The sequence below is a fragment of the Superficieibacter electus genome (assembly GCF_002915575.1).
Taxonomy (GTDB): domain Bacteria; phylum Pseudomonadota; class Gammaproteobacteria; order Enterobacterales; family Enterobacteriaceae; genus Superficieibacter; species Superficieibacter electus.
The window spans coordinates 17,089-43,229 of record NZ_PQGD01000007.1 but is presented as its reverse complement, the minus strand read 5'-3'; the positions used below and the strand labels follow the sequence as shown (position 1 = coordinate 43,229).

The window sequence follows — 26,141 nt, the reverse complement described above, 5'->3', positions numbered from 1 at the left end:
TTTTTGACGCCTTACTGGTAGCGCACTCAAACCGCCAGATTTCAGGCATATGACAGGTTTGTATCTATACTTTACCCATTGTTAACGATGGTACTTACAGGACGTACTTATGCGATTCAAGGGTCTGACCAAAGGCTTTTTCATTCTGATACTGGTTATCGTCACCTGGGCTTTCTTCGATGTCCTTGCTCCCTACTATTCAGCCATTTTATGGGCCGCTATTCTGGCGATTATTTTTTATCCGCTTAAAAACAAACTGCGCGATAAACTCGCCGACAGAAACGTACTGGCTTCCCTCCTGACTCTGGTCATCATTTGCCTGATCGTTTTCACCCCACTGGCGGTGATCCTTTCATCGCTAGCGATTGAAATTAATCTGGTTTATGGCAAGTTGCAGCAGCATAACACCCAATTTCCGGTGGTCATTGCCGGTCTGTTTGAACATCTGCCCGCGTGGGCGCGTCATTTCCTCGCCGAGCATGATCTGGATAACGCCACCCAGATCCAGCAAAAGCTGTCCGGCGTCGCGCTTAAAGGGGGTCAGTATCTGGCAGGCAGCGCGTTTCTGATTGGTAAAGGGACGTTTGGCTTTACCATCAGTTTCGGCATCATGCTGTATCTGCTGTTTTTCCTGCTCAAGGATGGCCCGTATCTGGTACGCCTGACGCTGGAAGCACTGCCCTTGTCGAAATACATGAAGCATCATCTGTTTGCCAAATTTGCCGCCGTATCGCGCGCTACCGTTAAAGGCACGGTGGTGGTAGCTATCGTCCAGGGTGTACTTGGCGGACTGGCGTTTTATATCGTCGGCATTGACGGCAGCATTTTGTGGGGCGCGCTGATGGCATTTTTGTCGCTGGTGCCCGCCGTCGGTTCGGCCATCATCTGGGTGCCTGCCACGATTTATCTCTTTGCTACCGGCCAGTTATGGCAGGGATTTTTCATGATTGGCTTCTTCGTGGTGATTGTCGGCCTGGCGGACAACATCCTGCGCCCGCTGCTGGTGGGTAAAGATACCAAAATGCCGGATTACCTGATTTTAATCACTACGCTGGGCGGGCTGGAGGTCTACGGCATTAATGGCTTTGTTATCGGGCCGCTGATCGCCGCGCTGTTTATCGCCTGCTGGAACCTGCTCTCCGGGCGAGACCATCCGGGTAATGCGGATGAAATCGATGAGATTGTGATTGAAGAAGGGTTGAATCACCCGGAGGTTGAGGAGAAATAATGTTGAAGGGGGCGGCACGGCCGCGCCCTTTATCGCTGCTGATGCCAGGCAGTGATAAACGCCTGTGCTCTGGCACGGGTTTCTTCGACCGATTGCCCGGCACGATAGAGATCGCTGCCTAATCCTGCTCCGGCACAGCCGGCTTTTAACCAGTCATGCAGATTTTCCGGGGTGACGCCGCCCACGGCCAGTACTGGCACGCTGGCAGGTAACACCGCTTTCAATGCGCAAATATACGCCGGGCCAAAGCACGCGGCGGGAAAAATTTTTAGCGCCTGCGCGCCGTTCTCAAGAGCGACAAACGCCTCCGAGGCGGTGGCGCAGCCTGCATAAACGTTCATGCCGTGTTCTCTGCTGCGGCGAATGACCGCCGGGTTGACGTTCGGCGTCACCACCATCTGCCCTCCCAGCGACGCCAGTTCATCAACCTGGCCTACAGTAAGTACCGTCCCTGCGCCAAATACCCCACGTCCGGGAAAGGCGTTCACCACGCTGGCCACGCTATCCTGCCAGCGCGGAGAGTTTGTGGGGATTTCAATGGCTGTAAAACCAGCGTCCAGTAGCGCCTCTACATGGTTCAATACCGTTTCAGGCTCAATCCCACGCAGAATAGCGATTAGCGCCGGGTTAACTGCGTCGTGCATTGATGATGCTCCTTATGCCCTGCTGAAAAGCCGCCTCGCCGGAGACGATTTCAGCATCAATATCGATTTGACTGAGCGCCGTGTGGTAGCGCATAGCCAGTTGTTCGCCACCCACGATCACGATACGCTGACCGCTGTCAGTGCGATAAATTCGTTGCATTTGCGCAATTTCCGCCCCGATGAGCAGACCGGATAGCCGTTCGCTAACCACCTCCTGAGCCAGTTTTCCCAACACCCACGCGGCACGAATGTCGAATAAATGCGGCAGGAGTTCCGTATCATTAAGGCCGTGCTCCAGTCCCGCCATAAAGGCGTGTCGGTCGGTCATTTGTGGCGGCAGCGCCTTGCTAATCAGCGAGTGAGTCATCAGTAAATGATGCAGCTCTCCCGTCATGACGGTCTTAAAGCCCGTCAGGCAGCCGTGATCCACCTGCGCCCATTTGCAGTGGGTGCCGGGCAGGATATACAACGACGCCGGAGCCAGCTGCCACGCCCCTGCAAGCTGAGTCTCCTCACCACGCATGATATTGCACCCGTCTTCGTTGTCGATGCTCACGCCGGGGACAATCCATACATCGTCCCCCACCGGGCACAGGTGGTGAGCAAGATTGCCCAGCGGCAACGGACAGGGCAAATACGGCACATTTTTCCAGCCCTGCTGGCTGCCTATCATGCCCGCCATAACCACCGGCGTCGGCGATGCTTGCCAGCCGTCGGTGATCTCATTGAGGATCTCACCCGGATGCCGGCCCGCCAGCCGCGTGATCCCGGCTTCCTTCTGGCGACTGTCGACGCAGATGCCCTCACGGACATGCCAGGCGCGCAGGTGCGTCGATCCCCAGTCAACCGCAATATAATTCTCTGTCATGTGTACTGACCGCTCCTGATGAAGCGCGTTTCGCCAGCGTAATGTAGCGAAACGCCATTCCGGTTTACCGTTTAAAAAACGCCAGCGCGTCACGGTTGATGTCGATGCCTAATCCTGGCGCGGACGGGATCTGCACCACGCCCCGATCGTGGGTAATCGGGCTTTGCAGAATCGCCTGGCGGATCGGGTGCTCGGTCTGGTCGAATTCAAGCAGCGGCTGCGCAGGGTTAAGGGATACGGGAGTATGGGTTGGCACCAGCGCCATCCATTGCAAAGAGGCAGCAATTCCCACGCCGCTGCCCCAGACGTGTGGATTGGTGCGAATACCAAATGCCTGCGCCATATCGGCAATTTTTTTGCACTCGCTAAGCCCGCCTGCGGCGCAAATATCGGGCTGGAGGATGTCCATCGCCTGCGCGGCGATCACATTTTTAAATCCGTAGCGGGTAAACTCGCACTCGCCACCGGCAATGGGAATGGATGTCGCCGCTTTAACCCGACAGTAGCCGTCGAGATCTTCCGGCGGCACTGGCTCTTCAAAGCAGGCGATATCCAGCGGTTCAACTTTACGCGCCAGCGCAATGGCAGCGACCGCATCATAGGCATGGTTGGCATCGATCATCAGCGCTACATTGTCACCAATGGTCTCGCGGATGGTACGGGTAATGTGATAATCCTCCTCCACGCCAAAGCCCACTTTCAGCTTCATTGCCCGGAAGCCCTGTTCAACGTAGCTGGCGGCTTCTTCGGCAAGGTACTCCGTCGCGTTGCCGCTATCCCGGCGGTAAAGCCCGGTCGCATAGGCCTGTACTTCGCTGCGCAGCTGGCCGCCGAGTAAGGTATACGCCGGAACGTCAAAATATTTGCCGCGAATGTCCCACAGAGCAATATCAATGCCGCTCAGCCCTTCAATCAGCAGTCCTTTCTGCCCGTGATCGCGAAGGCGGGCATACAGATCCTGCCAGATGAACTCGCTGTTTAGCGGATCGCTGCCGATAATCATGCTGCCCAGTTCATCGACCACAGCCTGGGTGATCCGCGCCGGGCCGTAGCATTCGCCCCAGCCGCAAATGCCCTCGTCGGTTTCAATTTCCACCAGCATGGCGGTACGTGTGCCGTAACGGGCGCGCGAGTACGAAAAGGGTTCTTTTAACGTTGCTGACAGCAGATGTGTTTTTACCGCAGTAATTTTCATAGTGTCCTCACGCGCCTTCGTTCGGTGACAAGATCATATCGTGCATAACGCGTCCATCCAGCGTCGCCAGCGGCAGCCCGAGCAGATGCGCAATGGTGGCGGCCGGGTCGGTCATAGTGTGCGGTCCCAGCGTTTTACGATCGCGGTAATACCCCTGACGCACGCCCGCGCCATACATCAGAAGCGCGCCATAGTTATTAGAGAGCGTGGTTGCAGCGGTCGGTTTTTGCGGGCCATGATTCGCTCCCGGCACTTCCACCGGGCAAATGTCCTCTTTACCCTGACTAACACCCCAGACGAAGCCAGTGTTATAGGCGAAGACAATATCGCCCGCACAGTCGCCCCAGAAGCCGATACCCACGGCATCGTCTTTTAACAGCGCAAGGCTGACGGCGTTACGCATCACGCCGTTGTCTTCCACCTGCCAGTTGCCCAGCGCCAGCAGCGTGCGGGCGCATACCGCCTCGTAGTCCTGCTCGCTGACGATGCCAGAGGCTTCTCGTCCGGCGAGATTAACGAAAATTTCCAGACCGCCGCGCTCATCTTTCAGGTACAGCTGGCTTTTCGCCATGTCCGGCAGACCATCCTCGTTGAGCACCACCAGCTGATGTTTTTCCAGATAGCGATAGATATCGCACATATAACTGTTAGGTACCGCGCCGTGATCGGAAGCCAGCATCAGTACCGTCTCGTCATCCATCTCCTGCATCAGTTTGCCGATGGAGCGGTCGAGCACCTGATAGCACTGGCGCATGACATCATCGTAACGCGCCGCCTGTGTGGGATCGTAAAACGGCGAGGCCGGATCGCACTGCCCAAGGCAGTTATGGTGAGACTCGTCCACAAGGCGGTGAACGGTCGCCCACAGGGAATAATTCTGCCGCTGGGTCAACTCCAGCGCGTTATCGACCAGCCACAGCGACTGCTCTTCCGCCTCCTGAAGCGTGGCGGGCAAATAGGCTTCTTCCGGCGAGGCTTTAACGACCCATTTGCTGTAAAACGGCGCAGAAGCACTTACCAGAGCATCTGCCTGCGGGGATGCCGACAGCCGTTCGGGATGCGTGACCTGGCTTTGCAGGATTTCAACATCCTCCTTTTGCGGATCGAACGCGCCAACATAAAAGCGCACCCGGCAGGGGGTACCCGCGGCATCAATGTTGATCCAGTCGCTCCAGCATTGCGGCTTCAGTTCCAGCGTACCATCGGCTATCCGTAATACAGGTTGTGTACCTGAAATCAGCGTCGCGTCCAGGGTTTCGCCCTGATTACCGCGCAACGTAAACTGATAGCCTTCCGTTGTTTTGGTTAACGGCTGCCATGCGCCTTTGTCGTGATAGGCCAGCGCGCCGTTCGGCGGCCAGCCGAGTTTTTGCATTTTCACCTGCTTGTCAGCCGTCCGCGCCGCGTAATGGGTGGTGTAACCCATAGGCTTAAAGATTTCCGCCGGCCAGGCTTCGCTACGTCCCCAGTAAGGCGCGTAGCTAAAATGCGCAGTACCGGCGCTAACGGTTTCCGGGAAGTGCACCAGCGCGGCGCGTAAATCCTTCTTACTCATCTGCGCAAGCAAATTGCCGGTGCGTGCGTTGTCCTGCGCCATCCCCTGCCCTGTCCACGACGTGCCAACCGCCTGACCGCTCAGAAAGGTCACAAAGTTGATGTCGCCCCAGGCGGAGATAAAGGGCAGCAGTTCAGTCGCCGCGCCCTGCCTGAGCATTTGTGCAATATGCGGTAATGCGCCTTCCCCGGCGTAACGTTGCAGCAAGGGCATCGATAACCCATCTACACCGAAAAGAATAACTTTTTTCATTTCTGACTCCTTCGTCGTGTTCGCTATTTCAACTGAGCAGGGCGTGACTGACTGATTGCCTTTTGATAGTCGATTTTATTTTCAATTAAGCTCTGTAACAGGCTTTCCAGACTGCTGCGAATATGCTGGCGCATAACACTTTCAGCCCGTTCGCCATCACGCGCTTTTAGCGCAAAAAATATTTCCCGGTGTTCAACCCACGACTGATATTTTCTGCCCGGCAGACTGCTGGTGATCAAATGAAACATTTGCAGGCGCTCAAGGTGAATACACATCACTTCGTTTATTAAGTCATTACCGGAAAAGCGGAAGATCAAGCTATGAATAGAATCGCCTGGATCGTCTACTGACTCTTCATCCTGCTCCAGCAGTACCTGTAATGAGTCCAGGTAGCGCTCCATTTTTAGCAGCTCTTCGTCACTGATTCGCTCTGCCGCATGACGGGCAGAGATCCCCTCAAGCGCTTCACGAATGACATACAGCTCTTTAATATCGTTAAGTTTTATCTCGCTGACAAACCAGCCTTTACGCGGTGCCAGCTCGACAAAATGTTCCTGCTGAAGTCGATACAGCGCTTCGCGGATAGGCGTGCGGCTCATTTGTAGCCTTTCAATAAGCCACATTTCGGTAATTGACGCGCCGGGTTTAAGATGCAAATTAAGGATCATTGTTTTAATTTCGTCATAGGCTACCAGACTCAACGATCTTTTAATTTCAGGGGTATCTGCTATCACCATAATGGATATCCACCTTTCTGCTACAGGGTTTACTTGAGAACCAGACGCTGAATTTTTCCGACCACAAATAAATAGAAGAAAATCACCATTACCGCATGGGAGATAACAAACCAGAGGACGGCATGGAACGAACCGGTAATATCCAGAATGTAACCAGTAATAATCGGTGTGGTGATACTTGAGGCATTACTAAAGGTATTTAACATACTGCCCGATAAACCCGCAATTTCACGCGGAGCGGTATCTGTGTTGATGGTCCAGCCCATGCCGCCAATGCCTTTACCGAGGAAGGACATCGCCATAATGGCAATTACTGCCGTTTCGGAATCGGTGTAGTTGCACAGCACCATGACACAGCACAGCATCATCCCGCTGATGATGGGGATCTTGCGGGCTACCGACACTGAGACGCCTTTTTTGATCAGGAAATCCGAGAAGAAGCCGCCGAGTAACCCGCCAAGAAAACCGCAGATAGCCGGGATTGCCGCTACCATGCCCGCTTTCATGATCGACATATTCTTTTCCTGCACCAGATAGATCGGAAACCAGGTAATAAAGAAGAAGCCGATCGCATTAAGGCAATATTGCGCCAGGTAAGTGCCGAGCATCATCCGACTACTGAGGAGTTGTTTCAGATAACGTAACTTCGGCCCTTCCGGTTTTTTCTGCGTAGCATTACTTTCATCCAGCGAAATCAGCGCGCCGCCAGCGGAGATATAGTCAATTTCCGCTTCATTGACCTGCGGATGCTCCTTCGGGCTTTTAACAATTTTACGGAACAGCGGCAGGAAGGCGATCCCCAGTAAGCCGAGCACAGTAAATACGGAGTGCCATCCCCAGGTGTGGGCGAGCCATCCCATGAGGGGAGCAAAGAACACCGTCGAGCCATATTGTGCCGAATTAAAAATCGCCGCCGCCGTGCCGCGTTCGGACGCCGGGAACCATGAAGCGACGATACGACTGTTCGCCGGGAAAGATGGCGCTTCCGAGGTGCCGACCATAAAACGCATTGCAAAGATAAACGCCACCGCCGTCGCGCCACTCACAAAACCGGCCAGACCTGTCATTAATGTAAATAACGACCAAAAGAAAATGCTTAAGCTGTAGATAAGCCGGGAGCCAAACTTGTCCAGCAGCCATCCGCCGGGTAGCTGGAACATGACATACGCCCAGCCAAAGGCGGAGAATATAATGCCCATATCGACCGGGCTGAGACCCAGATCTTTAGCCATTTGCGGCCCGGCCAGCGAAATGGATGAACGGTCGGCATAGTTGATGAGTGTCATAAAGAACAGCATGGCAACCACCAGCCAGCGCACGTTGGTTCTTTTGATACTGGTTTCGCTTTGCGCACCTATCGTTTTTGAATTTTCCAGTTGCATTGCAGCTGACCTCGTTAATTATCGAAATAAAAACCATGTTTTTTATGTGAATTTACAGCCTGATAATTCGGTAATGTGAAACGGTATTGATGACAAAGGAATACGCGTACAGTTAGGGCGTGAATAAAATAAATTGGGTTGTATACAATACATATACAATAGGAGAAATTAACGAACAGCGTCTATCACAAGAAAATGATTTTATGAACCAGGTCACATTAGATGCCAGATGGCGAGAATAAAAAATCTCAATAAAATTAATTTAACTCCTTGTTTTTATTGAAATTAAAGCATTCATCTAAAAATATTATTTACTAAGAATTATTTTTATCCGGCATACAAAATGCAATTGGATATCACTTTATTGTTTTAAGTTAAAGACTAATTGTTCTTAATAAAGAACAATTGATACCAACATAAAAAGCATTATTTTCAGACAAAGGCCAATATGTTTGTATTTAAATAGAATTATTAGTATGTTGTAACTAAAGGAGAATTAAACACTGCCATCCATGACTCAGAATAAAGCAGGCGTTTATCGGGCACGCGTGCGTAAAGTTATTAGAGGAAAACCCGCCACAAAATGTGCGCTTACATCTCCTCAGACACATCGACCAGCGAAAATGTTTCGAAGATTAGCTCCATATCGTCGCTGAACGTTCCCTCGCGCTCAAAGAATGCCTGATGGCTTTGACGCCAGTAGCCCAGACTCTTATCGCCCTCACCTTCCATGGCGGCATCCTCTGCTGACACCTCATCAAAGCGGATCAATTTCAGGCTGGTGGTTCTTATCACACAGACCGGCTTTTGCTGGCCATCAAGAACGATATGATAATCACCAGGCGAAACCTTCTCTTCCTCCTGCTGCCACGCAGCCAGAGACCCACAGCTTGCTTTTTTATGGCCCGCGATGACTAACTGCGCCAGCTCGTCCGCCATCTCAGCGGAATCGCCAAATGACCATACATGGGCGTTCGGATAACGGGATTTTACGTTATTTAAAGCGTCTTTCATTGTCACACCACTGAGATTTTTAAGGACAATGACCTTAACACATAACACACGGGGTAATCGCGCGGTGCCCCCTGCTAAATATGGCAGGAAGGTGAAGAGCCAGCGGGGCTGGCAAGAGGCATAAAACGTAGTATCAGCCTTCCCGCGTACAGGAGAACATTAATGGCCGATGCTTTTTGAAAAAAGATTGATGACCATGACACCCGCAATGATCAACCCCATCCCCAGCATCGCCGGTAAATCCAGCTTTTGCCCAAGAAAAAGCCAGCCGACAATGCCAATCAGAACGATGCCAACACCAGACCAGATGGCATAAATAACGCCGGTGGGTATGGTACGCATGGCGATGGTCAGGCACCAGAATGCAATGCAGTATCCCACAACCGCTACGACGCCCGGAACCAGGCGGGTAAAACTGTCAGAGAGTTTTAACGCGGTTGTCGCGACCACTTCAGCAATAATGGCGATTAACAGAAAAATGATCGCTTCTTTGGACATAGGATTGCCTGAACCTTGTGATAAGAAAAGTGAGTATAAACGGAAATTATCACCATATGGTGACAAAAATTAAAGCATTATTAGCAAGGTGGGTTAATACAACTCGTTGATTTTAATGGTACGCCCTGTAGGATTCGAACCTACGACCTACGGCTTAGAAGAACGTAGACCGCTCTCTAAGTCACTGTAATGACAAAGATAAAACCGCGCTCGCAACTGGTTTGTGTCATTACGTGTCATCTCATTACCTCAAAGTTCATGCAGTGCTTTCCATGTATGACACAAATACGACACAGAGAACTCAAGCCAATGCTCAGGGCATCGGCTTGCGCCTCTTTATCACATCACCGGGCAGTCGTCCTCTCCGGCGCGGTGAATGAAAAACGTCACCACGCCAACGACCCTTACCTCATCCAGCGCTTCACCTTCAATCGCGTCGCCGTCATCGGTGATGAATGCCTGACCCAGCAACTTTGCGAACTGTGAATGACCGTGGAACTGAATCAGCACGGTATTGCTCTGCTGGCAGCGTAACGCCCGGTTGATAACGGCATAGCCAGATGATGTCTCAATCACCAGGCTGTTGTTGTCGATCTGGCAATATGCCTCTGGCGTCATTCTACGTTCAACGTAATCCTGAGCCGGTGAAGGAAATCCCATATCACAGCCCTCCGTTCGGGTTGAACTGGAACCAGAGCTTGTTCTCACCGTGATCGGCTGTTATATCCCGGAACGTCACCGTGTGGACTTTCACCCAGCAGTTAGCCTCTTCATAAGACCAGTGCCAGTTAACGGCGGCCAGTTCACGGATAAAATCGGCTGTGGTTACGATAACCAGGCCATCCCTGGCACGGCTGATCGCTTTTAAAAACTCACCTTCAATGTCACTTCTGCGAGCCATGATTTTCTCCTTCTTATAATTACTGTGTATGCATACAGTAGTTTTAAGGCTGGGATAAATCAACTGGCTCGTTTGTAAATCTTCAGCGTCTATGCGGTCTTTGGTGTTGTTAGGCTTATTACAGTAATGGGATTACAAAAACCTAGCTGATTTGAGTAAGATAACTCTTAACATGCTTGACGTTGCGATGCTATGATAATGTTATTAAATTATTCGCAGGGTACTGTCATGGGCTTTAGAGAATTATTATTATTTATAATTATGCTAATAAGCATAAGTTACGTATTTGATAATTTATTTAAGGTATAACGATATGATTTATATTACAATCGTATTCCTGATGTTGATTCTATTTGTAGAGATAATACTCACCAAAAGAAAGCTCTCCCCAACAATTATTATAACTTCTATTTGGTTAGTTAATATTGTGGTATGCTCTTTCTTTGAAAGTTACCTTGGAGATATATCAGATCAGACTCTTTTTTGGATTATGATTGGATGTTCTTTGTTTTTCTTAGGCGGCATGCTGGGTAAGATTTTATCAAACAGAAGCACCAGAGACATTAATGTTAATTCAATAGGTATAAAAAAAGCATTGCCATTGTACTTACTAATGTTTTACGCAATGTTTCACATGTATTCTGTTGGGCTGTCTCAATCCTCAAACTGGTACATAGGTATCAGAGCCATAATTAACTATGGGTCACCTGACTTTATATTCAGGATTTTTGGCTATCTTTACTATATAATCTATCCGATTGTTTTTATTTCAGCTATAGCGTACTATTTAAACCCATCTAAGGAAAGTAAAAAAAGGTTTGCGACTCATTTTGCTTTAGCTGTAATGTACTCGATTTTTACCACGGCAAAAATAAAAATACTGTTAGTTGTTTTGCCTGTATTATTCATAAGAACATATTACAAGCCAACAAGTGTAAAGCTTGTAATTATCGTCTTCACAACTTTCATGATAGCTATGTTTGCATCTCTTTTCGCCCTTGACAAGCTGTCGGAAAGTAATACTTTTACAAACTCAATTACTGCCGCGATTGGTAACTACACGTTCGCAAATATATTCTCATTCGATAGCCTGCAATTTAAAAGCTATGACAATTACTGGTGCTCAACAGATCAGTCTTTGTGCTCCCCTCTTCCATTTTATGTAAAGTACATTTTTAAGACCAATGTATATACTATCATGTATCATTTTATAGATTATGGAATAATAGCATATGCCGTTTTTAATTTCTTCATTGGGTTAATTCACAACGCCGTCCATCAGCTGGCTAGAAACTCCTTAAATAAAATGTGTATCATCATAAGCTCAGTATTATACTTTCCTTTAATATTCCAAATAATGGATGACCAATATGCTTCGTCTAAATACATATTATGGATAGTGTTTTTTTCTTATCTACTATATAAGCTTAATGGGTATAAATTAAAATTCAGGGTTGCTTAAAGAAGCGCCGCTTAGGCGCTTTCTTCAAAAGTTTCTCGAAACTTCAAACCAAACCCCGGCACGCCTTTCAAGGTTAAGTATAGAATTGGAAGACGTGCTCGTTATGTTAGACTCTCCTTTTAATCTTATATAGGATGCGTTGTTTAAGATAACCACGCCTGCAGCCATTCTTATACTTATATGTTGCCCGTTGATACCATCATCAAATGTGGTGATGGTTCCAGATGAGATGTATATATTCGGTCCAGATAAGACCGAAGGAGACTGATCACCTGAAAAAGATACCTCTCTAGTGTTATCTTCAAGGCCGGTTACATTGTCAATGCTTTTAAATGGGATTCTACCTGCTGCACTGTAGTATTTTGTCTCAGATGCATCGTATGCCCTCACTGATGAGAGCTGGATTCCACTTATAAGGCTATTTGCGTTGCATAAGTAAATCACATGCCTTGAGTTCCCCGCATTATTTATAGTCTCATCAGAGATAAATATATTAGCAAGGACCACGTTAGCAAATTGACAAAGATAGTGTGAGCACGCATTAGGGCCAAGAGTAAAAGTGTTGCCAGATATAGAAAAGAAAGATGTCTCTCCGGTTGTGCCTGTTGATATGTTTCTACGCTGTGAGTAGATTGCATCATTTGGTAATGTCAAAGATTGTGAAGACTCAATTGCTATGCCTGCTATTGAGGCAACGATGCTGTTACCCTTGATGTTGACATACTTGCTGTTAAAAATATGAATACCATATTTCCAGTCGCCAAGTATTGTATTGTTAAACACGTCAACATTATAAGAGCTTTGAGCAAACTGTATTGCTGCATCATCAGATGTGTAAGCTGCTGTTAGTGATGATTGAATATAGTTACCAATAATTTGAATAAACCTGCAATCACCAAATATAACACCTGCGCTTCCTGTATTTATAAGGTTATTGTTTCTTACGGATACCCTCTCAGAACCATTACTTAAATTTATATTCCTGTGGGTTCCACCGATCAAGTAGTTCTCTGATATATCAGCCGAGAATAGCCCTATAGTAAGAATATTGTGCGTGCCACCCTCACAAATATTTCTAAAAATGTTTGTGTACTGGACTGTCTTGTAAGACTGATCCCAGTCAACCATTCCGTCCTGCCCAGTAAATACTGGAGATACAACATAAATCCCAGCTATCCCAATTGTACCTTTGCCGCCATCTGGATCCACAGGCATGACAATGTGGTTTTCACTGATAGTATTATAGGAGTTTAATGAGGTTGTACTGGTCGTTCCAATCCTTATGCCATATCTCTCAGTTCCATCGGCATTAAACCCATAAACCTTATTTCTTGTTACAATTCCATTATTAACCCCAGAAAGCAATATGGCACCTCTGGCGTTACCATTGGCATTAAATTCGCAGTCACTAATTTCTAAGCCTTCGTGTCCAGAGTCAATCTGTGAGTAAAGCATGACTCCATTTTTAGATGAGCATTTTAGTTTTAGCCCCGTAATCTTTTTCACCCCAACGAAGATCTCTGCCTGAGAGATTAAATATACCTTATCAGTTCCTCTGACGTAAATTCCAGGATTTTCTGATGCGTAGCGAATTGCGGCTCTAACAGGAAGAGTAAAATCTGTATTTTCATCAACATATTTACCAGCAGGAGATAATGAGGAAAACTGATCAGGTGTGACATAGTATTGCATCTCCGCAAGAGTACCTTGAGGCATTACCCCAATTTTACTTGCTCCTGAATTACCTAACAGCTCCCTTCTTAACACATCGCTAACATCTACGGGTTGCCATGCTCCTTTAGAGATACCCCCTGTAGTTGACGGAGTTGAGCCTGGTTCAACTTTCTTCGGTAACGTAGCAATACCATCCCATCGATACCAAACAAGATTCGTTTCGTCCTGAATGATGTCTCCGGCCGCAGTAAGTAAAGCTCCTGACTGAAACGAACCCTTGGGATTAAATCCAAGGTTGTAAATCGTCTGAAGGGTAATATTCTTAATGCCTTCGAGCGTATAATGTCCGTTACCGAAACGATCAATAAATTGTTCTGCCAGTGAGTGAATAAATTCGTCAAGCTTTGCCCCAGCAAAAACATGATCTCTTATGTCGGTGCTTGGAACCGGGTTCTGAGTAGGTTTTGGTAACGGAATTGCCATGTTGTCGCCCTGTTATGGGCGCACGAAACCCTCAGAAATTAACCTGATGGACGTGCGCTAAGTTGGATTTTTTTGGTTTACTACTGGTAAATTGCGTCTGAATATTCTGTCAGGGAAAGCGTCTGAGTTTCATCGCCGTTTGGACGCGCGCTTTCTACCCGCCACACGGTTGAGTTGAGTTCGCTGTCTGTGGCGATAAAGTAGCGGCTGGGTGACTGAACGGATTGACGGTCGTATATGTTCAGATCGAACGTATCGGCGGCAGCGCTGAACGCTTTGGCATTACCATCAACCGGCAGCGCACGCCAGCGGCCACGATAATCGCCATTGCTGTCGGTCATTACTACCCACATCTCACCGGCAGAGAAATCAATACGCTCTGACGTCAGGAATACGTCACCGCTACGCCCCTTCAGATAGCCCGTCTGCTGTGCGTTGTCGTACATATCAGGACACTGGACAACCGAGCCACGCACCACCTGCGTAGATTCCAGGACCTTAACTGTCATAGTGACCCGAGAATAAAGGATTTTACGCGCCTCAAGATATGCCCTGTCTAATGCCTGGACATAGTTTCGGCATCCGTCCAGCGTGATTTGCAGGGCGTTAATGGTTGCGTCCAACACCTCAGTTATGCCGTTCTCGTCAACCTGAAGGTAAATGTAAAATTTCTTGTTGGTGGATGGATCGACGTAATCCAGCGTAACGCCGTCGTAACCCCCAGGCAGAGACATCGACCAGTTGAGCTTGTAGTCGTCCCAGAACATATTACTCCGGGAGAAAACCGCATCAGGGTAGTAAACCTTCTCATCGCGCCAGAACGTCAGAACGTCGCCAATGTTGTTTCCGTCAACACGCGCCACGTCGCAGATGGTTGCCAGCCTTTCACGCAACGACAATTTCTCATCTGAGAAGGTGTAATCGAAATACGCAAGCTGCGGATCGGTTATTGAATCGGCAATTGCGTACAGCGCAGCAACGTCCAGGCTACTGACTTCCTGCTTTCCGATAACGACCCATTCATGCAATACAGCGTCTGCGAATGACCTGCTGGGGCGCAGCGTGTAGTCAACCTGACCAGATGCCCGGTCATAAGTGATCGTGTGACGCTGCGCCAGCATATTGTATTTCTGCTCGCGGTTACTGTTGCTGTCGTTGGCACCTTTGATGGTTACCCGTGCAATTGTGTCATCAGGGTAAACCACACCCTGGCGCACGTTAACGGCGTGGATCGCCATCAGAGTAACAACGTTCTGGTCATTGGCGTTGTCGGTACGCTCAATGGTTACCGCGTACCTGCCAAATCCGCCTCCAGGGGTGTATTTGTAGGTATTGCGGAAATATTTGGTTGTCTGCTTGGTATTGTTGTCGAAGAAGTAGTCGTACTGCTCCTGCGTGCCGGGAACCTGATTGTTTTCTTCGTCCAGCTTCCAGAATTTAATACGGTATTTTGTCGTCCCGGCCAGAGGGCCGAGCTGAACCAGAACATGCACCCACACCTGATCAGACTCAACAGGAGAAATGGACGGCCCGATTACCAGCGCGGCCTGATCGTTAATGGTGAACAAAGTCTGGTTAATGACAGCATCTGCCGGGATGCCGGTAATTTCCCCGCTCAGATCGCCTATATAAAACGTGGTGTAAGAGAGCGTGTCATCCCCAATGTAATTGTCGACGGCAACGATATTACCGCTTCCAATAACATCCTGCGTGACGCTTTGACCGCCCTGATTCCATGTTGCATTGATTGAGAAGGTTACCGGATGAGGCAGCGTAAGAGCTTCGAAGTATGCGAAGTTATCTGCGTCAGTGGGTACAGTTGCTTTTACCTGGTTGCTCACAACACTGACAGACGTCGGCGATGTTGTAGTGGCTGTCTGCGCCGGGAAATCATCAGACTCATTCAGGCCCGGCACACCTTCATTATCTACGTCATCAAACTGATAACCGACCTCAATATCACCGATTGGAACGCCGGGATTGAATATCTGGTAACTGGCACCGGCCAGGCTGCCGAGGTTAGACTCGGAATAACGGACCGAAGATATCGTGTACCTGCCTACTCCTACCTCAAACCATTCAGTCAGATATTTGTTGTTATCGATAAACTCAAAAAGCGCCTCCTGAATCAGGTCAGGGAACACGCGGCACTGACCGTAGATGTTTGGCTTCCCTTTGTAGAGTCTGGCCCGGTTAGTCTGACCTGTCAGATCGTTGTTTGGTGATTCACCCGTCGCAACAGAAACCGACCCGGGCGTTTTGGCAGAAAGGCCAAACACTTTTAGCGCGCCCTGGAGGATTTTTGATACCGGCTTCAGAATAGTCGTCACCAGTTTGCCGATCCCGCCTTCCGGCTGATCGAACACGCAGACCATGTCGCCTTTTCTGAGCGGAATATCAATATCGAAATCATCAGGCAGATCGCGACCGTTCAGCTTCACGATGACAGAGTTATGCAGCTTTTGGCTATTCAGCCAGTCAACCAGCCTCACCCCTTCCGTTATCACGCCGCGCTCTTTTGGCGCACCGGGCAGGCGCTGAATTTCAAATCGAACCATGAACCATGTACTCCACGCGGTTGTATACTTTCAGCAGCGCCAGAGGGCTGTCACAGCGCACAAACCCCATTTCCCCGCGGCTGTGCAGACACTTAACCGGGCTGACCATTACGCCGATGTGAGACGGCTTCTCGCCGCGGTAAAATACCGCAACGCAACCGTCGATCGGCACAGGCACCGCACGCCAGCAGGAGGATTCCTGTTCGTAACAGGTCACAAAGTCGCTGCCAGACTCATAGCCAGCCATGTGATGTAGTTCCAGCCCCAGGACATGCCGGTAATAAAGCACCACCAGTCCCCAGCAATCCATAGAGTCAAATCCGCAGGCACGATCCGCCCAGGGATTTCCGTTGACCTTTCTGATAAATTCTTCTTTGATCATACCGTCACCAGTCCGGGGTAGTCTTTGGTGGTGTAGATGTTCGGGTTAGCCAGCGTATGTGTATTAGTTTTCCCGGCCTTAATGGTGACGTTGCTGCCGTCTGCACTGACTTCCTACAAAAAACGCGACCAGGTTTTCATCGGTGATGCATCACCAATAGCGTCCCATTGCTGGTAACGACAGGTTATAGGCTGCATGCGTCCGCCGCCGCGCCACACCTTCAGCTTGTCCCTTACCTTTTCCGACGCGGCCAGAAACGTTATCGTCATTTCGATCACCGCTGTTCCGTCCTGCGCTGGCTCAGTAACGCTGAAACGTGCCGGTTCGAATTCATTGCCACCGAAGGTGGCGTTACGGAAAAGGTTATTGACGACCCGGTAATAACCAAAGGCCGGGTGATAAAACTCAACCGTCTGTTTGATGTCACTGGCCGGCCTGCGTTCCTTCCATTCTCTCAACGTTGGCATTCTTATGGCCTCGGCAGTATGTCGGTAACAAGCAGATCCAGCAGGTATCCGTAACCCGGCTGCGCATCAACAATCCAGTCGTCATAATCTTCGGTTATGTCATCGACCTCATTAGCAACTACCGTCGCTGTCCATGTCACACTGCTGCCGTTTTTGCTGGTCTGCACCGGCATATCGATAAAATGAAGTGTCTGAGGCTGGACGCCCTGCATGTCGCCAAGGTCGATGGGCATCACAAACCAGTTACGGCCTTTATCCAGATAGTTTGGTGAGCGCAGCCATGACTTAAATCGCTCGGCCTGAGCGAGCGTGAATATCCACTGAAGCGTCCACGTCGCTTTGATGTCTGTAGTGACTGGCGTGATGATGACCGGGCCGACGGCGGGCTGAGAAGTTAACCAGCCCGTGTCCTGGGTCATGTTCTGATCCGCACGCTGCGGAAGCGGCAGGAATGCCGGGTAATTCACTGTAACCACAAATCCTCCGGGCATAAAAAAACCGCCGCAGCGGTAAATATGAGATCAAACCGCTGAGCGGCGATGTGTTTAATTAATGCCTGGTAAATACATCTGCACTTCGTCAACCACCCGCTCACGCGCTGAAAGGAGGATTTTCTTTCTGCCCCCAACACCCCATTTCGCCATCTGGCTGGCGCACTGGCTTATCGCTTTAGTCTCAGTGTTAATGATGTGATCTATTTTATTCAGGCGGGACATGGCGCTGATGCCTAGGCGAACCACGGTTCTGAACACCTCATATACTTCAATCTCAAACTCAGGCTTAATCCATGCCGCATAGCGTATTGCCAGTAACTCAATACCCCACGCACCACTTTGATCACCACCTTTTATCACCTTAAGTGGTTGATTTTGTTCCGAAGCACTTTTTAGTGCTTTGGATTTTAGCGCTTTTACGAAGCGTTTGATCTGGGCGCTTCTTAGAAAGACGCTGGGTCTCTGAGATTCAGTTGCTTCACCGTTAGCTACTGCTGCGGCGTGTAAATCATTGAGACTGTAACGTCCTTCGTCATCAACACGGACGGATACACCGTTTACTGATACGGTTGGATATTTCATGAGATTTACCTATAGAAAGTGAGCCTGTCACACAGAGTCAGCCGCCCCAGAGTACAACTGACTCTCAGGCTCGCTTTCTGTAGGCTCTAGGATTATAACGTGCGCGTGTGAAGCGCGGTGGTGGAGGTAATAAAAAACCCGCCGAAGCGGGTTATGTGGTTAGAAATCTCCGTTTGCTTTCCTGCTCAGGCCGAAGTGTTGCTGCATACCGCTGGACATCGGACCGCCGCGATCCATGTCGTTCAGGAATGCCTCTACGGTCACAACACCACCGTCTTGCATTGCCTGAGCCTCAAAGGAATGCTGTCCGCCAGACGTCTGGTCGTAAAACTTAACATTGACCTGAACCGACCCGCCCTGCATATCCTTGTTGCTTATCACTGAGCCGTTATCGCCGGGGATCATGTATTGCTTGCCGCTGTTAGACTGGTAAATCTCAGGCATCCCGCCCTCACCTACCTGGTACATCGAACCAGCAGTAACAGGCCCACCATTCTTACGCATACCTGCGATTGATAACGCCTGAGCGACTCCAACGGTTGACGCTATGCCAGCCTGCGCTGGTACGGCGTTAGCGCCTGCGGTTGCGAGAGATGTCATAGCGGCGGCCGGTGCCATTGAAGCGGCAATAAGTTGACCCTGGGCGATAGTGGCTGCTGATGCCGCCGACATCCCTATCTGTCCCATAATGACGGACTTGGCCCACTCAACCCCCATCTGCACAAACGAGTTGATGACGCTGTTGAGGACAGTAGAACCGAGTGATCGCATCGCCTCGCTAACAGTCATGCTCCCTGTGATGATGCCGGTCAAAGCGTTAGAGGCATTGCCAGCAAACGAGTCAAATGCGGCAGCAGCCACTTCGTATCCTGTCCCCTGCTGACGCCAGATTTCCCACTGCGCGGCGATACGCTGTTGCTCATACTGCTCGTTGGCAGCATTCATCAACTCAAGTCCGCGCTGAGTTATCTGTCCCTTCTGCGTCTCAAACTGCTGGATCATAGCCAGCTCTTGAGCATGCTGGTTAGCCAGTTGCTGAACAGGATCAATCTCCCCTTTGGCCTGTGCAGTGGGGCTTACCACGCCCTCTGCGCGTATTTTGGCAAGGTTTACCTGATGCTGCTGCTCAAGCCTTTCAGCGGTCTGGTTATACTGCTCCTGGCTGATTTTCTTCGCACTAAGCGCCGTTTGCAGATCCTTCATATCCTGCTTGTAAGAGGCATTTTCCTTATTTTCAGGAAGGAGCTTCTCGGCGGCAGCCTGTGCTTTTAACGCGTTGGCTGTATCCCATACTTCTGCGCGATACTTACCGGCCAGCGCTATTTGCTCCTGTGTTGCGCCTTTACCGAGTGATTGCTGAGCTGCCAGTATTGCCTGTTCCCGGCTTAAATCCTGTGTTGATTCAGCAGATGATTCCGTCTGGCGGCGCAGGTTTTCAAGCTTCTGCGCAATAGACTCCTGCTGGTTCTCCAACTTTTTGGCCTCTGAGGCAGCTGCTTTGTCCTCTTTTTTCTGCTCTTTTCGTGCTTCAGTTGCCTGGTTTGTTTTTACATATACACCTTGGAGTTCTTTGATTTCCTTATCACCAGTTACCCCGGCATCTTCTGCATCGTAAGTTGCTTGTAACTTGGCGCGAGCATCTCCTTCAACTTTTGCAAGGGCAAGTCGTCTTTTGGCTTGCTTGATAAGCTTCTCGCCATCAGAACCACCCCAGTTCATTTTCAGGGACTCTGAATTAAATTCCTTTATAGCCTCAGTTGTTTGTCCGAACTTCTGCGCGAGAAAGCTTTGGGTGCCACCAAGAAATGATGCTTCCTTTTCAGCATCTTTTAACGCAATAGCGTTATCCCTCGCGGCTTTCATCTGGTCAACGATACCCTGATTGACCTGAATATTAACCAAATGAAGAGCAGATTGAGTATCCTTTAACTTCAGCTGAGCCGAGTCCCTATCTCTTATTTTTTGAGCTAATTCGATCTCAAGATTTGCAGCGGCTTCGGTCGCATCATTGTTTAGCCATGTTCCCTTCTCATTTGCACTTGCAGCAATATTTGCATCCTTATACCTTCCCGCCAGATCTGATATTTCGTTGTTGAGTTCTTTCAAAGCTTCTTCTTGTGCTTTTATTGAAGTTACGGTGTCAGCTCTTACACCTTGAGCCTGCACAAGATTCATATCCTTGAGTTTCTTTATAACTTCCGGCACTGTATCCGCAAAAGCTATTGCTTTTTTTCTTGCCTCTTCTTGCCGTTGGGCATACAGATACCAACCAGCAGCAACTATAGCTATAGCACCGAGAGGACCACCTAAAGGAGCTGTAACAGTATTTATTAACTTCATTGAATTAGATACGGTTACACCCGTTGCGGCTAACTTTGCTTGCGAGGCAGCAACGGCATTGTTAACAGCAATCTCTTCAGCTGCGATACCAATATAAATACTTCTAACTCTTATAAGATTCTCATAAGCAATAGCTTCGGCGGCCGTTCCCTTTGCCAGTAGATACTGTTCTTCAACCCTTTTCAATGTGGCCAAAGAGGCCTCTTTGTCGAGTACAATTTTTCTTTGCAGCGCAAGAGATGTGGCCAACTCCTGCTGCGCCTCCTGCCTTGAAGCTGCAACACTCTGAATGGTTGTTTTTAATTTTGTTGCCTGCGCAGCTGTAGCCATAGCCAGAGCACCAACAAACCTTCCGCCAAATACTAAAGCTGCCGCACCAACGGCATTGGCAACAATATCAATATTGTCGCTTAATGTTATTAGGCCTTTATTGAAAACATTTATTGTGGCGTTAGCGCTGGAGTTTTCACCAACGAATTTAGTGACGCTATTTCCGGCAACAGTAAAAGCTTGACCCATTGTCATGACTGTATTGCTGAATTCTTTAGCAATAGCATCACTTTGTTTTAATAATCCTTTTACTACCACATCCGTGGTTAATTTTCCCTGTGCGGCCATGCCTCTTAGTTGACCAATTGTCACACCTAAGGAATCAGCAAGAGCGACAGCTAATCGGCTTCCGTTCTCAGAAATTGAGTTAAATTCTTCGCCGCGCAAAACTCCCGAAGCCAAAGCCTGTGACAACTGGATCATAGTCGAGCTAGCTTCCTGAGTTGTAGCACCAGATACAGCAAGACCTTTGTTTATGGTTGATGTCAGAGTAATAAGGTCAGCGGTACTTGTTCCGGCGCTTCTGGTAGATCTCTCAAGGCGAGAATAGAGCGTTGCAGTGGAAGACAAATCACTCATAGTATTCTGAGAAATGTCGAAAACGCGCTGCGTAACATCAGCTAAATTCTCATTAGCTCTTACCGCGTTTGATAGTTTGTTACTTACAGTTACCCACTCATTGCCCCATTGTGCAACCTGTTGAAGGGATAACGCAGCCAGTAAACCCTTAGCAACACCAGATAACCCGGACATCGTTCTTTGCATACTGCCTAAAGAGCGCTCTGTTCTGGTAACACTTGCCTCAAGGCGTCCCATACTGCCGCCAAGCCCATTAAGTGCGGCGTCTATTTCCCTGCGGCCCTGCAAAAGTCGAGAAGTATCGATATCAACTTCATAAATGACGCTACCAGCATTAACGGAACCAGCCATTGATTTCCTCCGGGCATAAAAAAACCCGCCGGGGCGGGTTGCAAACAAATAGTTAAGTTGGAATCAATCTTCCCCAAGACGCACGGCCTCACAAGGGGTAAAACTATGATTATCCGATATATAACCACTTACTTTTTTAGGATTATAGTTTACAGACATTGTTCCGCCATTAAATTCTATAGAGTACTCACCATCTTTAAATGCGGATTTATCACTTGGGAAATAAGAACTACCAAGTAAAACAAGTGGCTTAGTTCCTGTCGAAAAACCTACGCTACCAGCCCATCCACACTTTAATAGCATAAAAAAATGAGTTTCTTTCAAAAAGAATTTTCTGGCAGGTTGTCCATCCCATGGTATTTCAGAAATGCGTCTCATTTGTTCTTTAACATCTGAATCAATTTTTTTACGGCGCATCGACTCTTGGTCAATTTCACACTTAGCCCATTGTTCTGTTGTTTTCATTATTCTGTCTGAGACAGCAAAGTTTGATTTATCTAAGCTTGCAGCAAATATTTTAGTTTTGTCATCAAGAAAAATCATTCCTTCCTTTTTTTCAGCAAGGACCGGAGTAATGATATATGAGCCGTCGGGCCTAAAAGCCTTGAAAGAATTACCATTAAATACCACGCGAGCATTACCTAAGATATTAAGTGTACCCATTACTCCATTATTAACTGGAGCCTTAGAGTATTCACATAAGAAACTCTCGTTAGCAAGTGCGCTGTATGATGCTAAAAGCAGAACAGCCAAAACAATTTTTTTCATATCCCAACCCCTTAGAAGTAGTTAGGATAAATCTTAACATCAAATATTTGGAGATAGACGTATTTAGTGCATTTTTTCTTTTGCCAGCCGCTGAGCTTTGCGGGCCATGTAATCGTCTACAACCTCCTCGTACTCTTCGGCAGTAAAGCCTTTTTGATTCGGGTACTTGGCATCGATTAACAAAGCAAGCTCGGTCATTGTCAGATTTTCAGCTTCTGCCCGGCTAAGGCTGAGATGGTTCCTGGCGGCGCTGATGTACTCAAAGGCGTTAAAAGATTTGGTGTATTCCGTGGTTTCATGCCTTTGCAGTTTCCTGACCTTCGCCTTACCGATCACCCCATGGGTGATCAGCGACTGAGCGATGACAAGCATTTCGAACTCGTCCATCGCGCCACGGCGATACTTGAATGGCTTTCCGGCTGCCTTAGCAGGCTGGATAACGCCTGTAAGTGGTGAGACATCTTCGTCGCAGCAGGCTTCAATCACGGTTATTGATGCGAGAAAAGCTTTCCGGCCATAACTACTGTTCTTCACATGCTCTACTACCCATGCAGGAACGTAACCATAAGCGTCTACAGCGCGCTGAATAAGGCCAGACACCTCATCGTTATGCAGATCGTAAAAGGTCTGCACAATCTCTTCAGGGCTGCCGATGCTCGTCATATTGATGAACGACGGACGGAAAAAGAACTCTTTCTCACCGGCGGTGATCAGACACTCACCAATTTCTTTCAGTGGCTTCATTGTTATACCCTGCAATGGTCATTTTCGGGGCTACCAGTTGGAAGCCCCTGAAATGACAACTGTTAAGCAGTGACGGTTGTCGCCGTGGTGCCGACAAAGCTACCGTCATTGGTGGTGAAGGTGATGTTGACGCTGCCAGCCGCAACGCCAGTGATCAGGCCATTCTGATTTACCGTGGCTTTGCTTGTGTCAGATGACGCCCACACACCCGATTTATTCGTGGCATCGGACGGCGATACGTTTGCAGTCAACTGACGCGTCGCACCGACAGCAACCGAAGTCGTGGCCGGGGTAACAGTTACACCGGTAGCTGGAACACTGGCCTCAGTATCGAATACCCTGAAAGTGCTGGCATCGGCTACTTTAAACTCCGTTGAAAAAGTTACGATGTCATTGCTTCCACCATCTGAGCTCAATGCATTGATGAGCATATAACCCTGTAGAGTTACCGCGCCGAACCCCATTCGAACCCAGAGTGTTGGCTGACGCGACGCCTGGATTTCAGTGTTGAAGTATTTAATGAGGCGATATACACCATACTGGTCGATTTTATCGTTTTGGCGCACTTCGCCTTCAAAAGAAATCGTCAGGTCAGCGTTCGTTACAATGCTCTCAACATATCCTTTCGTGTCATCTGCGTCAGAGGTGACAGAATTTGGGGACATATCGAACGATTTTGTAGTCCCTGCAGCGAGTGCCTTCCATTCTGACTCTTGGGGGATGACGTCCGGGCAACCGTCCGCTACTTCAAGAACGATGGCTCTTCCGAATAGTTTTGTGTTATCAGTTGGGCAGATAGCCATAACTGTTGTTCCTCTGTCTTTAGGCAATAAAAAACCCGCACCAGGCGGGTTCGTTTGTTAAACCATCGCTATCTGCCATGGTTTTCATGATATTCATACTTTATTTCGGCTTTCTTTCTGGCCTGCACAGCATCTTCAAATGTGTCAAAATTACCAAGATATTTTCTCTTGTTTTTATCGCTGTTTATGTACGCCCTGAACTTCCCTGTGTCCTTTCTCTGAACAACACCTATATGACCACTAGTGTTGCTCGAGTAAGTGATCATGTTTCTCATATTCTGAACGCGGTCAGTAACTCTAAGATTGTTAAATCTGTTGTCTGCCCTACATCCGTTGACATGGTCAATCATTCCATCAGGATAAAATCCAGTCATGATTGCAAAACAAATTCGATGAGCTGGGTATTGCTTGCCATTTAGCATCACCTTCAGGTAGCCCTGTTTGCTTACAGAGCCTGCTGACTTACCAAAAAACTGCCTGTGATAATTCTCAAATCCAGCTCCGCCCTTGAAGTGGCTTCTTGGTCTTTTTTTCCATGTAAGATCGCCAGTATCGGGATTGTAGTGCAGGCATTCTTTTAGATATTTGACGTCTAAATTATCCAATGGAGAAAAACTATCTTGCGCCATTTCAGGATTTTCAATGTGACTTTCTGACAATGATTGCGGAATGTATTCAGAAAGGTTAATGACTCTATTATCACGCTTATCTCCATTTAAGTGATAAACCCTAGAGGTCGCAAACCTTCCATGGCAAATGGTGAAAATTATGTCGTGTAAATAATACCAGTCGCACCCTATCTTGACTGACATTGATGAGTCTGGCCTTTCGAATCCAGCGATCTTGTTCGCGAATCGGTTATTTACGCTTACCTGTGCCGCCTTAGTTTTAAAGTGGCTTAGCGGCCTGCATTTCCAGAGAAGAGTTCCATTTACTGGATTGCAGTAAAAGCACTCTTTTAAAAACCCAAGCGTGATTCCCTTTGCAGCCAAATCTCTCATTACAACCTCGTCAAAGTTGCTCGTCGTTTGATGGGTGTGGCAACCCGGCGACGAAACCGGGCTTTCGGGGATCAGCCTAGCCACTAGTTAATTATACGGATTACTCTCCATAATTGCATGAGAATTGGAGGCGAAATACGATCCGCCCTTCCTCTGTTAAAACTGGTGGCGGAAATCCGCCCATATTCTGGATATATCCGACACATGGATCATCCATTGGGTGAAGTTGTACATAATCGATAATTCGTTGCGCAGCAGATGCCGCGCCGCCACGGTCTTCTTTAGCACCAACAATGTCAACCATGACGTAATGCTCTGCGCCTAAATCCGTCCTGATAGCCGTACCGCCCGCTGGCCTGAACACAATCACTGCAACTTTCAGGTTTTTTGGATCTTCGTACATCAATTTCTGAACGGTAAATCCGTCGGTTAAACCGGCGTTACCAAACAGGTTCCTCACCCTTTCGTGCATCATCGGAGTCATAGAGAAAGCTCCCTGCGTACAGCTTCATCAATGGCGCTGCGTTCTTCCTCAAAGCCAGCGGTGAGAAATTCTTTCTTCGCAGTGGAGCGACGGAAGCGCTGCGGATTAGCCGGGTCATGCACGTACACAGCGTAACTGGTCGAATAACCCACGCGGCCAGTGACTACAGCGCCATTGGTGGTGATTTCCCGGAATTGACTGTTGATCAGAGCAGACGTATCGATGGGCGTGTACAGCGCTGCCCTGACGCTGCCAATCAACATTGCAGACTGGAGCGCCCGGATAACTCTTCGCCCCTGAATATCACCCAGGATGCGATTGATATTCTTCGATACCTGCTGCACGCCTCTTACTTTGACGCCCAT

General features: G+C 48.6%; 24 protein-coding genes and 1 pseudogene. 2 read left to right on the top strand and 23 right to left on the bottom strand.

Annotation, left to right across the window (positions count from 1 at the left end):
• Positions 1 to 109 precede the first annotated feature (109 nt).
• Positions 110 to 1,228, top strand: coding sequence for an AI-2E family transporter (locus tag CHU32_RS09920; protein WP_103677079.1), 1,119 nt, complete (start codon positions 110 to 112; stop codon positions 1,226 to 1,228).
• Positions 1,229 to 1,257: 29 nt separating this feature from the next.
• Here the strand turns inward: CHU32_RS09920 and CHU32_RS09915 are convergent, their stop codons facing one another.
• The 10 genes from CHU32_RS09915 to CHU32_RS09870 all read right to left on the bottom strand — a co-directional run bounded on the left by CHU32_RS09915 (position 1,258) and on the right by CHU32_RS09870 (position 10,274).
• Positions 1,258 to 1,872 (bottom strand): 2-dehydro-3-deoxy-6-phosphogalactonate aldolase, encoded by a 615-nt coding sequence (locus tag CHU32_RS09915; RefSeq protein WP_103677078.1) that lies wholly within the window; start codon positions 1,870 to 1,872, stop codon positions 1,258 to 1,260.
• On the bottom strand, positions 1,856 to 2,740 hold the full coding sequence (locus CHU32_RS09910; RefSeq protein ID WP_103677077.1) for a 2-dehydro-3-deoxygalactonokinase: 885 nt from the start codon (positions 2,738 to 2,740) through the stop codon (positions 1,856 to 1,858). Before CHU32_RS09910 ends, CHU32_RS09915 begins: the two co-directional genes overlap by 17 nt.
• A 64-nt stretch (positions 2,741 to 2,804) precedes the next feature.
• Positions 2,805 to 3,935, bottom strand: coding sequence for a mandelate racemase/muconate lactonizing enzyme family protein (locus CHU32_RS09905; RefSeq protein ID WP_103677076.1), 1,131 nt, complete (start codon positions 3,933 to 3,935; stop codon positions 2,805 to 2,807).
• Positions 3,936 to 3,942: 7 nt separating this feature from the next.
• Positions 3,943 to 5,742 (bottom strand): alkaline phosphatase family protein, encoded by a 1,800-nt coding sequence (locus CHU32_RS09900; protein ID WP_103750834.1) that lies wholly within the window; start codon positions 5,740 to 5,742, stop codon positions 3,943 to 3,945.
• 23 nt (positions 5,743 to 5,765) lie between these two features.
• Entirely contained in the window at positions 5,766 to 6,479 is a 714-nt protein-coding gene (locus CHU32_RS09895; protein WP_103677074.1) for a GntR family transcriptional regulator, read from the bottom strand.
• 29 nt (positions 6,480 to 6,508) lie between these two features.
• Positions 6,509 to 7,861 (bottom strand): MFS transporter, encoded by a 1,353-nt coding sequence (locus CHU32_RS09890; protein WP_103677073.1) that lies wholly within the window; start codon positions 7,859 to 7,861, stop codon positions 6,509 to 6,511.
• A gap of 591 nt (positions 7,862 to 8,452) precedes the next feature.
• Positions 8,453 to 8,875: an ASCH domain-containing protein gene (locus CHU32_RS09885; protein ID WP_103677072.1), complete on the bottom strand. Its 423-nt coding sequence runs from the start codon at positions 8,873 to 8,875 to the stop codon at positions 8,453 to 8,455.
• Positions 8,876 to 9,034: 159 nt separating this feature from the next.
• On the bottom strand, positions 9,035 to 9,373 hold the full coding sequence (locus CHU32_RS09880) for an SMR family transporter (RefSeq protein ID WP_103677071.1): 339 nt from the start codon (positions 9,371 to 9,373) through the stop codon (positions 9,035 to 9,037).
• Between the two features lie 339 nt (positions 9,374 to 9,712).
• The gene (locus CHU32_RS09875; RefSeq protein WP_103677070.1) at positions 9,713 to 10,033 is read right to left on the bottom strand and encodes a S24/S26 family peptidase; all 321 of its coding nucleotides are present in this window, start codon (positions 10,031 to 10,033) and stop codon (positions 9,713 to 9,715) included.
• Between the two features lies 1 nt (position 10,034).
• Complete coding sequence (locus tag CHU32_RS09870; protein WP_103677069.1) at positions 10,035 to 10,274, bottom strand: DNA polymerase V; 240 nt, start codon at positions 10,272 to 10,274, stop codon at positions 10,035 to 10,037.
• 313 nt (positions 10,275 to 10,587) lie between these two features.
• On the opposite strand from CHU32_RS09870, the gene CHU32_RS28910 reads away from it, so the two are divergent.
• Positions 10,588 to 11,736 carry an O-antigen polymerase gene (locus CHU32_RS28910; protein ID WP_103677068.1) on the top strand — a complete coding sequence of 383 codons (1,149 nt, stop codon included), beginning with the start codon at positions 10,588 to 10,590 and terminating at the stop codon, positions 11,734 to 11,736.
• A gap of 24 nt (positions 11,737 to 11,760) precedes the next feature.
• Here the strand turns inward: CHU32_RS28910 and CHU32_RS09860 are convergent, their stop codons facing one another.
• From CHU32_RS09860 to CHU32_RS09800, 13 genes and pseudogenes are all read right to left on the bottom strand, one after another.
• Entirely contained in the window at positions 11,761 to 13,893 is a 2,133-nt protein-coding gene (locus CHU32_RS09860; protein WP_103677067.1) for a tail fiber/spike domain-containing protein, read from the bottom strand.
• An 80-nt stretch (positions 13,894 to 13,973) separates the two neighbouring features.
• Positions 13,974 to 16,451: a host specificity factor TipJ family phage tail protein gene (locus CHU32_RS09855; RefSeq protein ID WP_103677066.1), complete on the bottom strand. Its 2,478-nt coding sequence runs from the start codon at positions 16,449 to 16,451 to the stop codon at positions 13,974 to 13,976.
• Positions 16,438 to 16,833, bottom strand: coding sequence for an NlpC/P60 family protein (locus CHU32_RS09850; RefSeq protein ID WP_103677065.1), 396 nt, complete (start codon positions 16,831 to 16,833; stop codon positions 16,438 to 16,440). Before CHU32_RS09850 ends, CHU32_RS09855 begins: the two co-directional genes overlap by 14 nt.
• Positions 16,830 to 17,300 (bottom strand): annotated as a pseudogene (locus tag CHU32_RS09845) (hypothetical protein). Before CHU32_RS09845 ends, CHU32_RS09850 begins: the two are co-directional and overlap by 4 nt.
• 2 nt (positions 17,301 to 17,302) lie before the next feature.
• Complete coding sequence (locus tag CHU32_RS09840) at positions 17,303 to 17,776, bottom strand: hypothetical protein (RefSeq protein WP_176691680.1); 474 nt, start codon at positions 17,774 to 17,776, stop codon at positions 17,303 to 17,305.
• 69 nt (positions 17,777 to 17,845) lie between these two features.
• On the bottom strand, positions 17,846 to 18,376 hold the full coding sequence (locus CHU32_RS09835; RefSeq protein ID WP_103677063.1) for a KilA-N domain-containing protein: 531 nt from the start codon (positions 18,374 to 18,376) through the stop codon (positions 17,846 to 17,848).
• A gap of 159 nt (positions 18,377 to 18,535) precedes the next feature.
• A complete protein-coding gene (locus CHU32_RS09830; protein WP_103677062.1) occupies positions 18,536 to 21,976 on the bottom strand; it encodes a tape measure protein in 3,441 nt (1,146 codons plus the stop codon).
• Positions 21,977 to 22,039: 63 nt separating this feature from the next.
• Positions 22,040 to 22,744: a hypothetical protein gene (locus tag CHU32_RS09825; RefSeq protein ID WP_103677061.1), complete on the bottom strand. Its 705-nt coding sequence runs from the start codon at positions 22,742 to 22,744 to the stop codon at positions 22,040 to 22,042.
• Positions 22,745 to 22,807: 63 nt separating this feature from the next.
• Complete coding sequence (locus CHU32_RS09820) at positions 22,808 to 23,488, bottom strand: DUF6246 family protein (RefSeq protein ID WP_103677060.1); 681 nt, start codon at positions 23,486 to 23,488, stop codon at positions 22,808 to 22,810.
• 62 nt (positions 23,489 to 23,550) lie between these two features.
• The gene (locus tag CHU32_RS09815; RefSeq protein ID WP_103677059.1) at positions 23,551 to 24,291 is read right to left on the bottom strand and encodes an Ig-like domain-containing protein; all 741 of its coding nucleotides are present in this window, start codon (positions 24,289 to 24,291) and stop codon (positions 23,551 to 23,553) included.
• A 68-nt stretch (positions 24,292 to 24,359) separates the two neighbouring features.
• A complete protein-coding gene (locus CHU32_RS09810; RefSeq protein WP_103677058.1) occupies positions 24,360 to 25,292 on the bottom strand; it encodes an HNH endonuclease in 933 nt (310 codons plus the stop codon).
• Positions 25,293 to 25,392: 100 nt separating this feature from the next.
• On the bottom strand, positions 25,393 to 25,776 hold the full coding sequence (locus tag CHU32_RS09805; RefSeq protein ID WP_103677057.1) for a phage tail termination protein: 384 nt from the start codon (positions 25,774 to 25,776) through the stop codon (positions 25,393 to 25,395).
• Positions 25,773 to 26,141 carry a hypothetical protein gene (locus CHU32_RS09800; RefSeq protein WP_103677056.1) on the bottom strand — a complete coding sequence of 123 codons (369 nt, stop codon included), beginning with the start codon at positions 26,139 to 26,141 and terminating at the stop codon, positions 25,773 to 25,775. Before CHU32_RS09800 ends, CHU32_RS09805 begins: the two co-directional genes overlap by 4 nt.

Bases quoted from the DNA above. Each gene is read 5' to 3' on its own strand.
- CHU32_RS09870 (WP_103677069.1), bottom strand. From the start codon at position 10,274: ATGGCTCGCAGAAGTGACATTGAAGGTGAGTTTTTAAAAGCGATCAGC.
- CHU32_RS28910 (WP_103677068.1), top strand. From the start codon at position 10,588: ATGATTTATATTACAATCGTATTCCTGATGTTGATTCTATTTGTAGAG.
- CHU32_RS09860 (WP_103677067.1), bottom strand. From the start codon at position 13,893: ATGGCAATTCCGTTACCAAAACCTACTCAGAACCCGGTTCCAAGCACC.
- CHU32_RS09890 (WP_103677073.1), bottom strand. From the start codon at position 7,861: ATGCAACTGGAAAATTCAAAAACGATAGGTGCGCAAAGCGAAACCAGT.
- CHU32_RS09850 (WP_103677065.1), bottom strand. From the start codon at position 16,833: ATGATCAAAGAAGAATTTATCAGAAAGGTCAACGGAAATCCCTGGGCG.
- CHU32_RS09910 (WP_103677077.1), bottom strand. From the start codon at position 2,740: ATGACAGAGAATTATATTGCGGTTGACTGGGGATCGACGCACCTGCGC.
- CHU32_RS09800 (WP_103677056.1), bottom strand. From the start codon at position 26,141: ATGGGCGTCAAAGTAAGAGGCGTGCAGCAGGTATCGAAGAATATCAAT.
- CHU32_RS09880 (WP_103677071.1), bottom strand. From the start codon at position 9,373: ATGTCCAAAGAAGCGATCATTTTTCTGTTAATCGCCATTATTGCTGAA.
- CHU32_RS09920 (WP_103677079.1), top strand. From the start codon at position 110: ATGCGATTCAAGGGTCTGACCAAAGGCTTTTTCATTCTGATACTGGTT.
- CHU32_RS09815 (WP_103677059.1), bottom strand. From the start codon at position 24,291: ATGGCTATCTGCCCAACTGATAACACAAAACTATTCGGAAGAGCCATC.
- CHU32_RS09885 (WP_103677072.1), bottom strand. From the start codon at position 8,875: ATGAAAGACGCTTTAAATAACGTAAAATCCCGTTATCCGAACGCCCAT.
- CHU32_RS09835 (WP_103677063.1), bottom strand. From the start codon at position 18,376: ATGAAATATCCAACCGTATCAGTAAACGGTGTATCCGTCCGTGTTGAT.
- CHU32_RS09820 (WP_103677060.1), bottom strand. From the start codon at position 23,488: ATGAAGCCACTGAAAGAAATTGGTGAGTGTCTGATCACCGCCGGTGAG.
- CHU32_RS09855 (WP_103677066.1), bottom strand. From the start codon at position 16,451: ATGGTTCGATTTGAAATTCAGCGCCTGCCCGGTGCGCCAAAAGAGCGC.
- CHU32_RS09875 (WP_103677070.1), bottom strand. From the start codon at position 10,033: ATGGGATTTCCTTCACCGGCTCAGGATTACGTTGAACGTAGAATGACG.
- CHU32_RS09825 (WP_103677061.1), bottom strand. From the start codon at position 22,744: ATGAAAAAAATTGTTTTGGCTGTTCTGCTTTTAGCATCATACAGCGCA.
- CHU32_RS09805 (WP_103677057.1), bottom strand. From the start codon at position 25,776: ATGACTCCGATGATGCACGAAAGGGTGAGGAACCTGTTTGGTAACGCC.
- CHU32_RS09905 (WP_103677076.1), bottom strand. From the start codon at position 3,935: ATGAAAATTACTGCGGTAAAAACACATCTGCTGTCAGCAACGTTAAAA.
- CHU32_RS09830 (WP_103677062.1), bottom strand. From the start codon at position 21,976: ATGGCTGGTTCCGTTAATGCTGGTAGCGTCATTTATGAAGTTGATATC.
- CHU32_RS09915 (WP_103677078.1), bottom strand. From the start codon at position 1,872: ATGCACGACGCAGTTAACCCGGCGCTAATCGCTATTCTGCGTGGGATT.
- CHU32_RS09900 (WP_103750834.1), bottom strand. From the start codon at position 5,742: ATGAAAAAAGTTATTCTTTTCGGTGTAGATGGGTTATCGATGCCCTTG.
- CHU32_RS09895 (WP_103677074.1), bottom strand. From the start codon at position 6,479: ATGGTGATAGCAGATACCCCTGAAATTAAAAGATCGTTGAGTCTGGTA.
- CHU32_RS09810 (WP_103677058.1), bottom strand. From the start codon at position 25,292: ATGAGAGATTTGGCTGCAAAGGGAATCACGCTTGGGTTTTTAAAAGAG.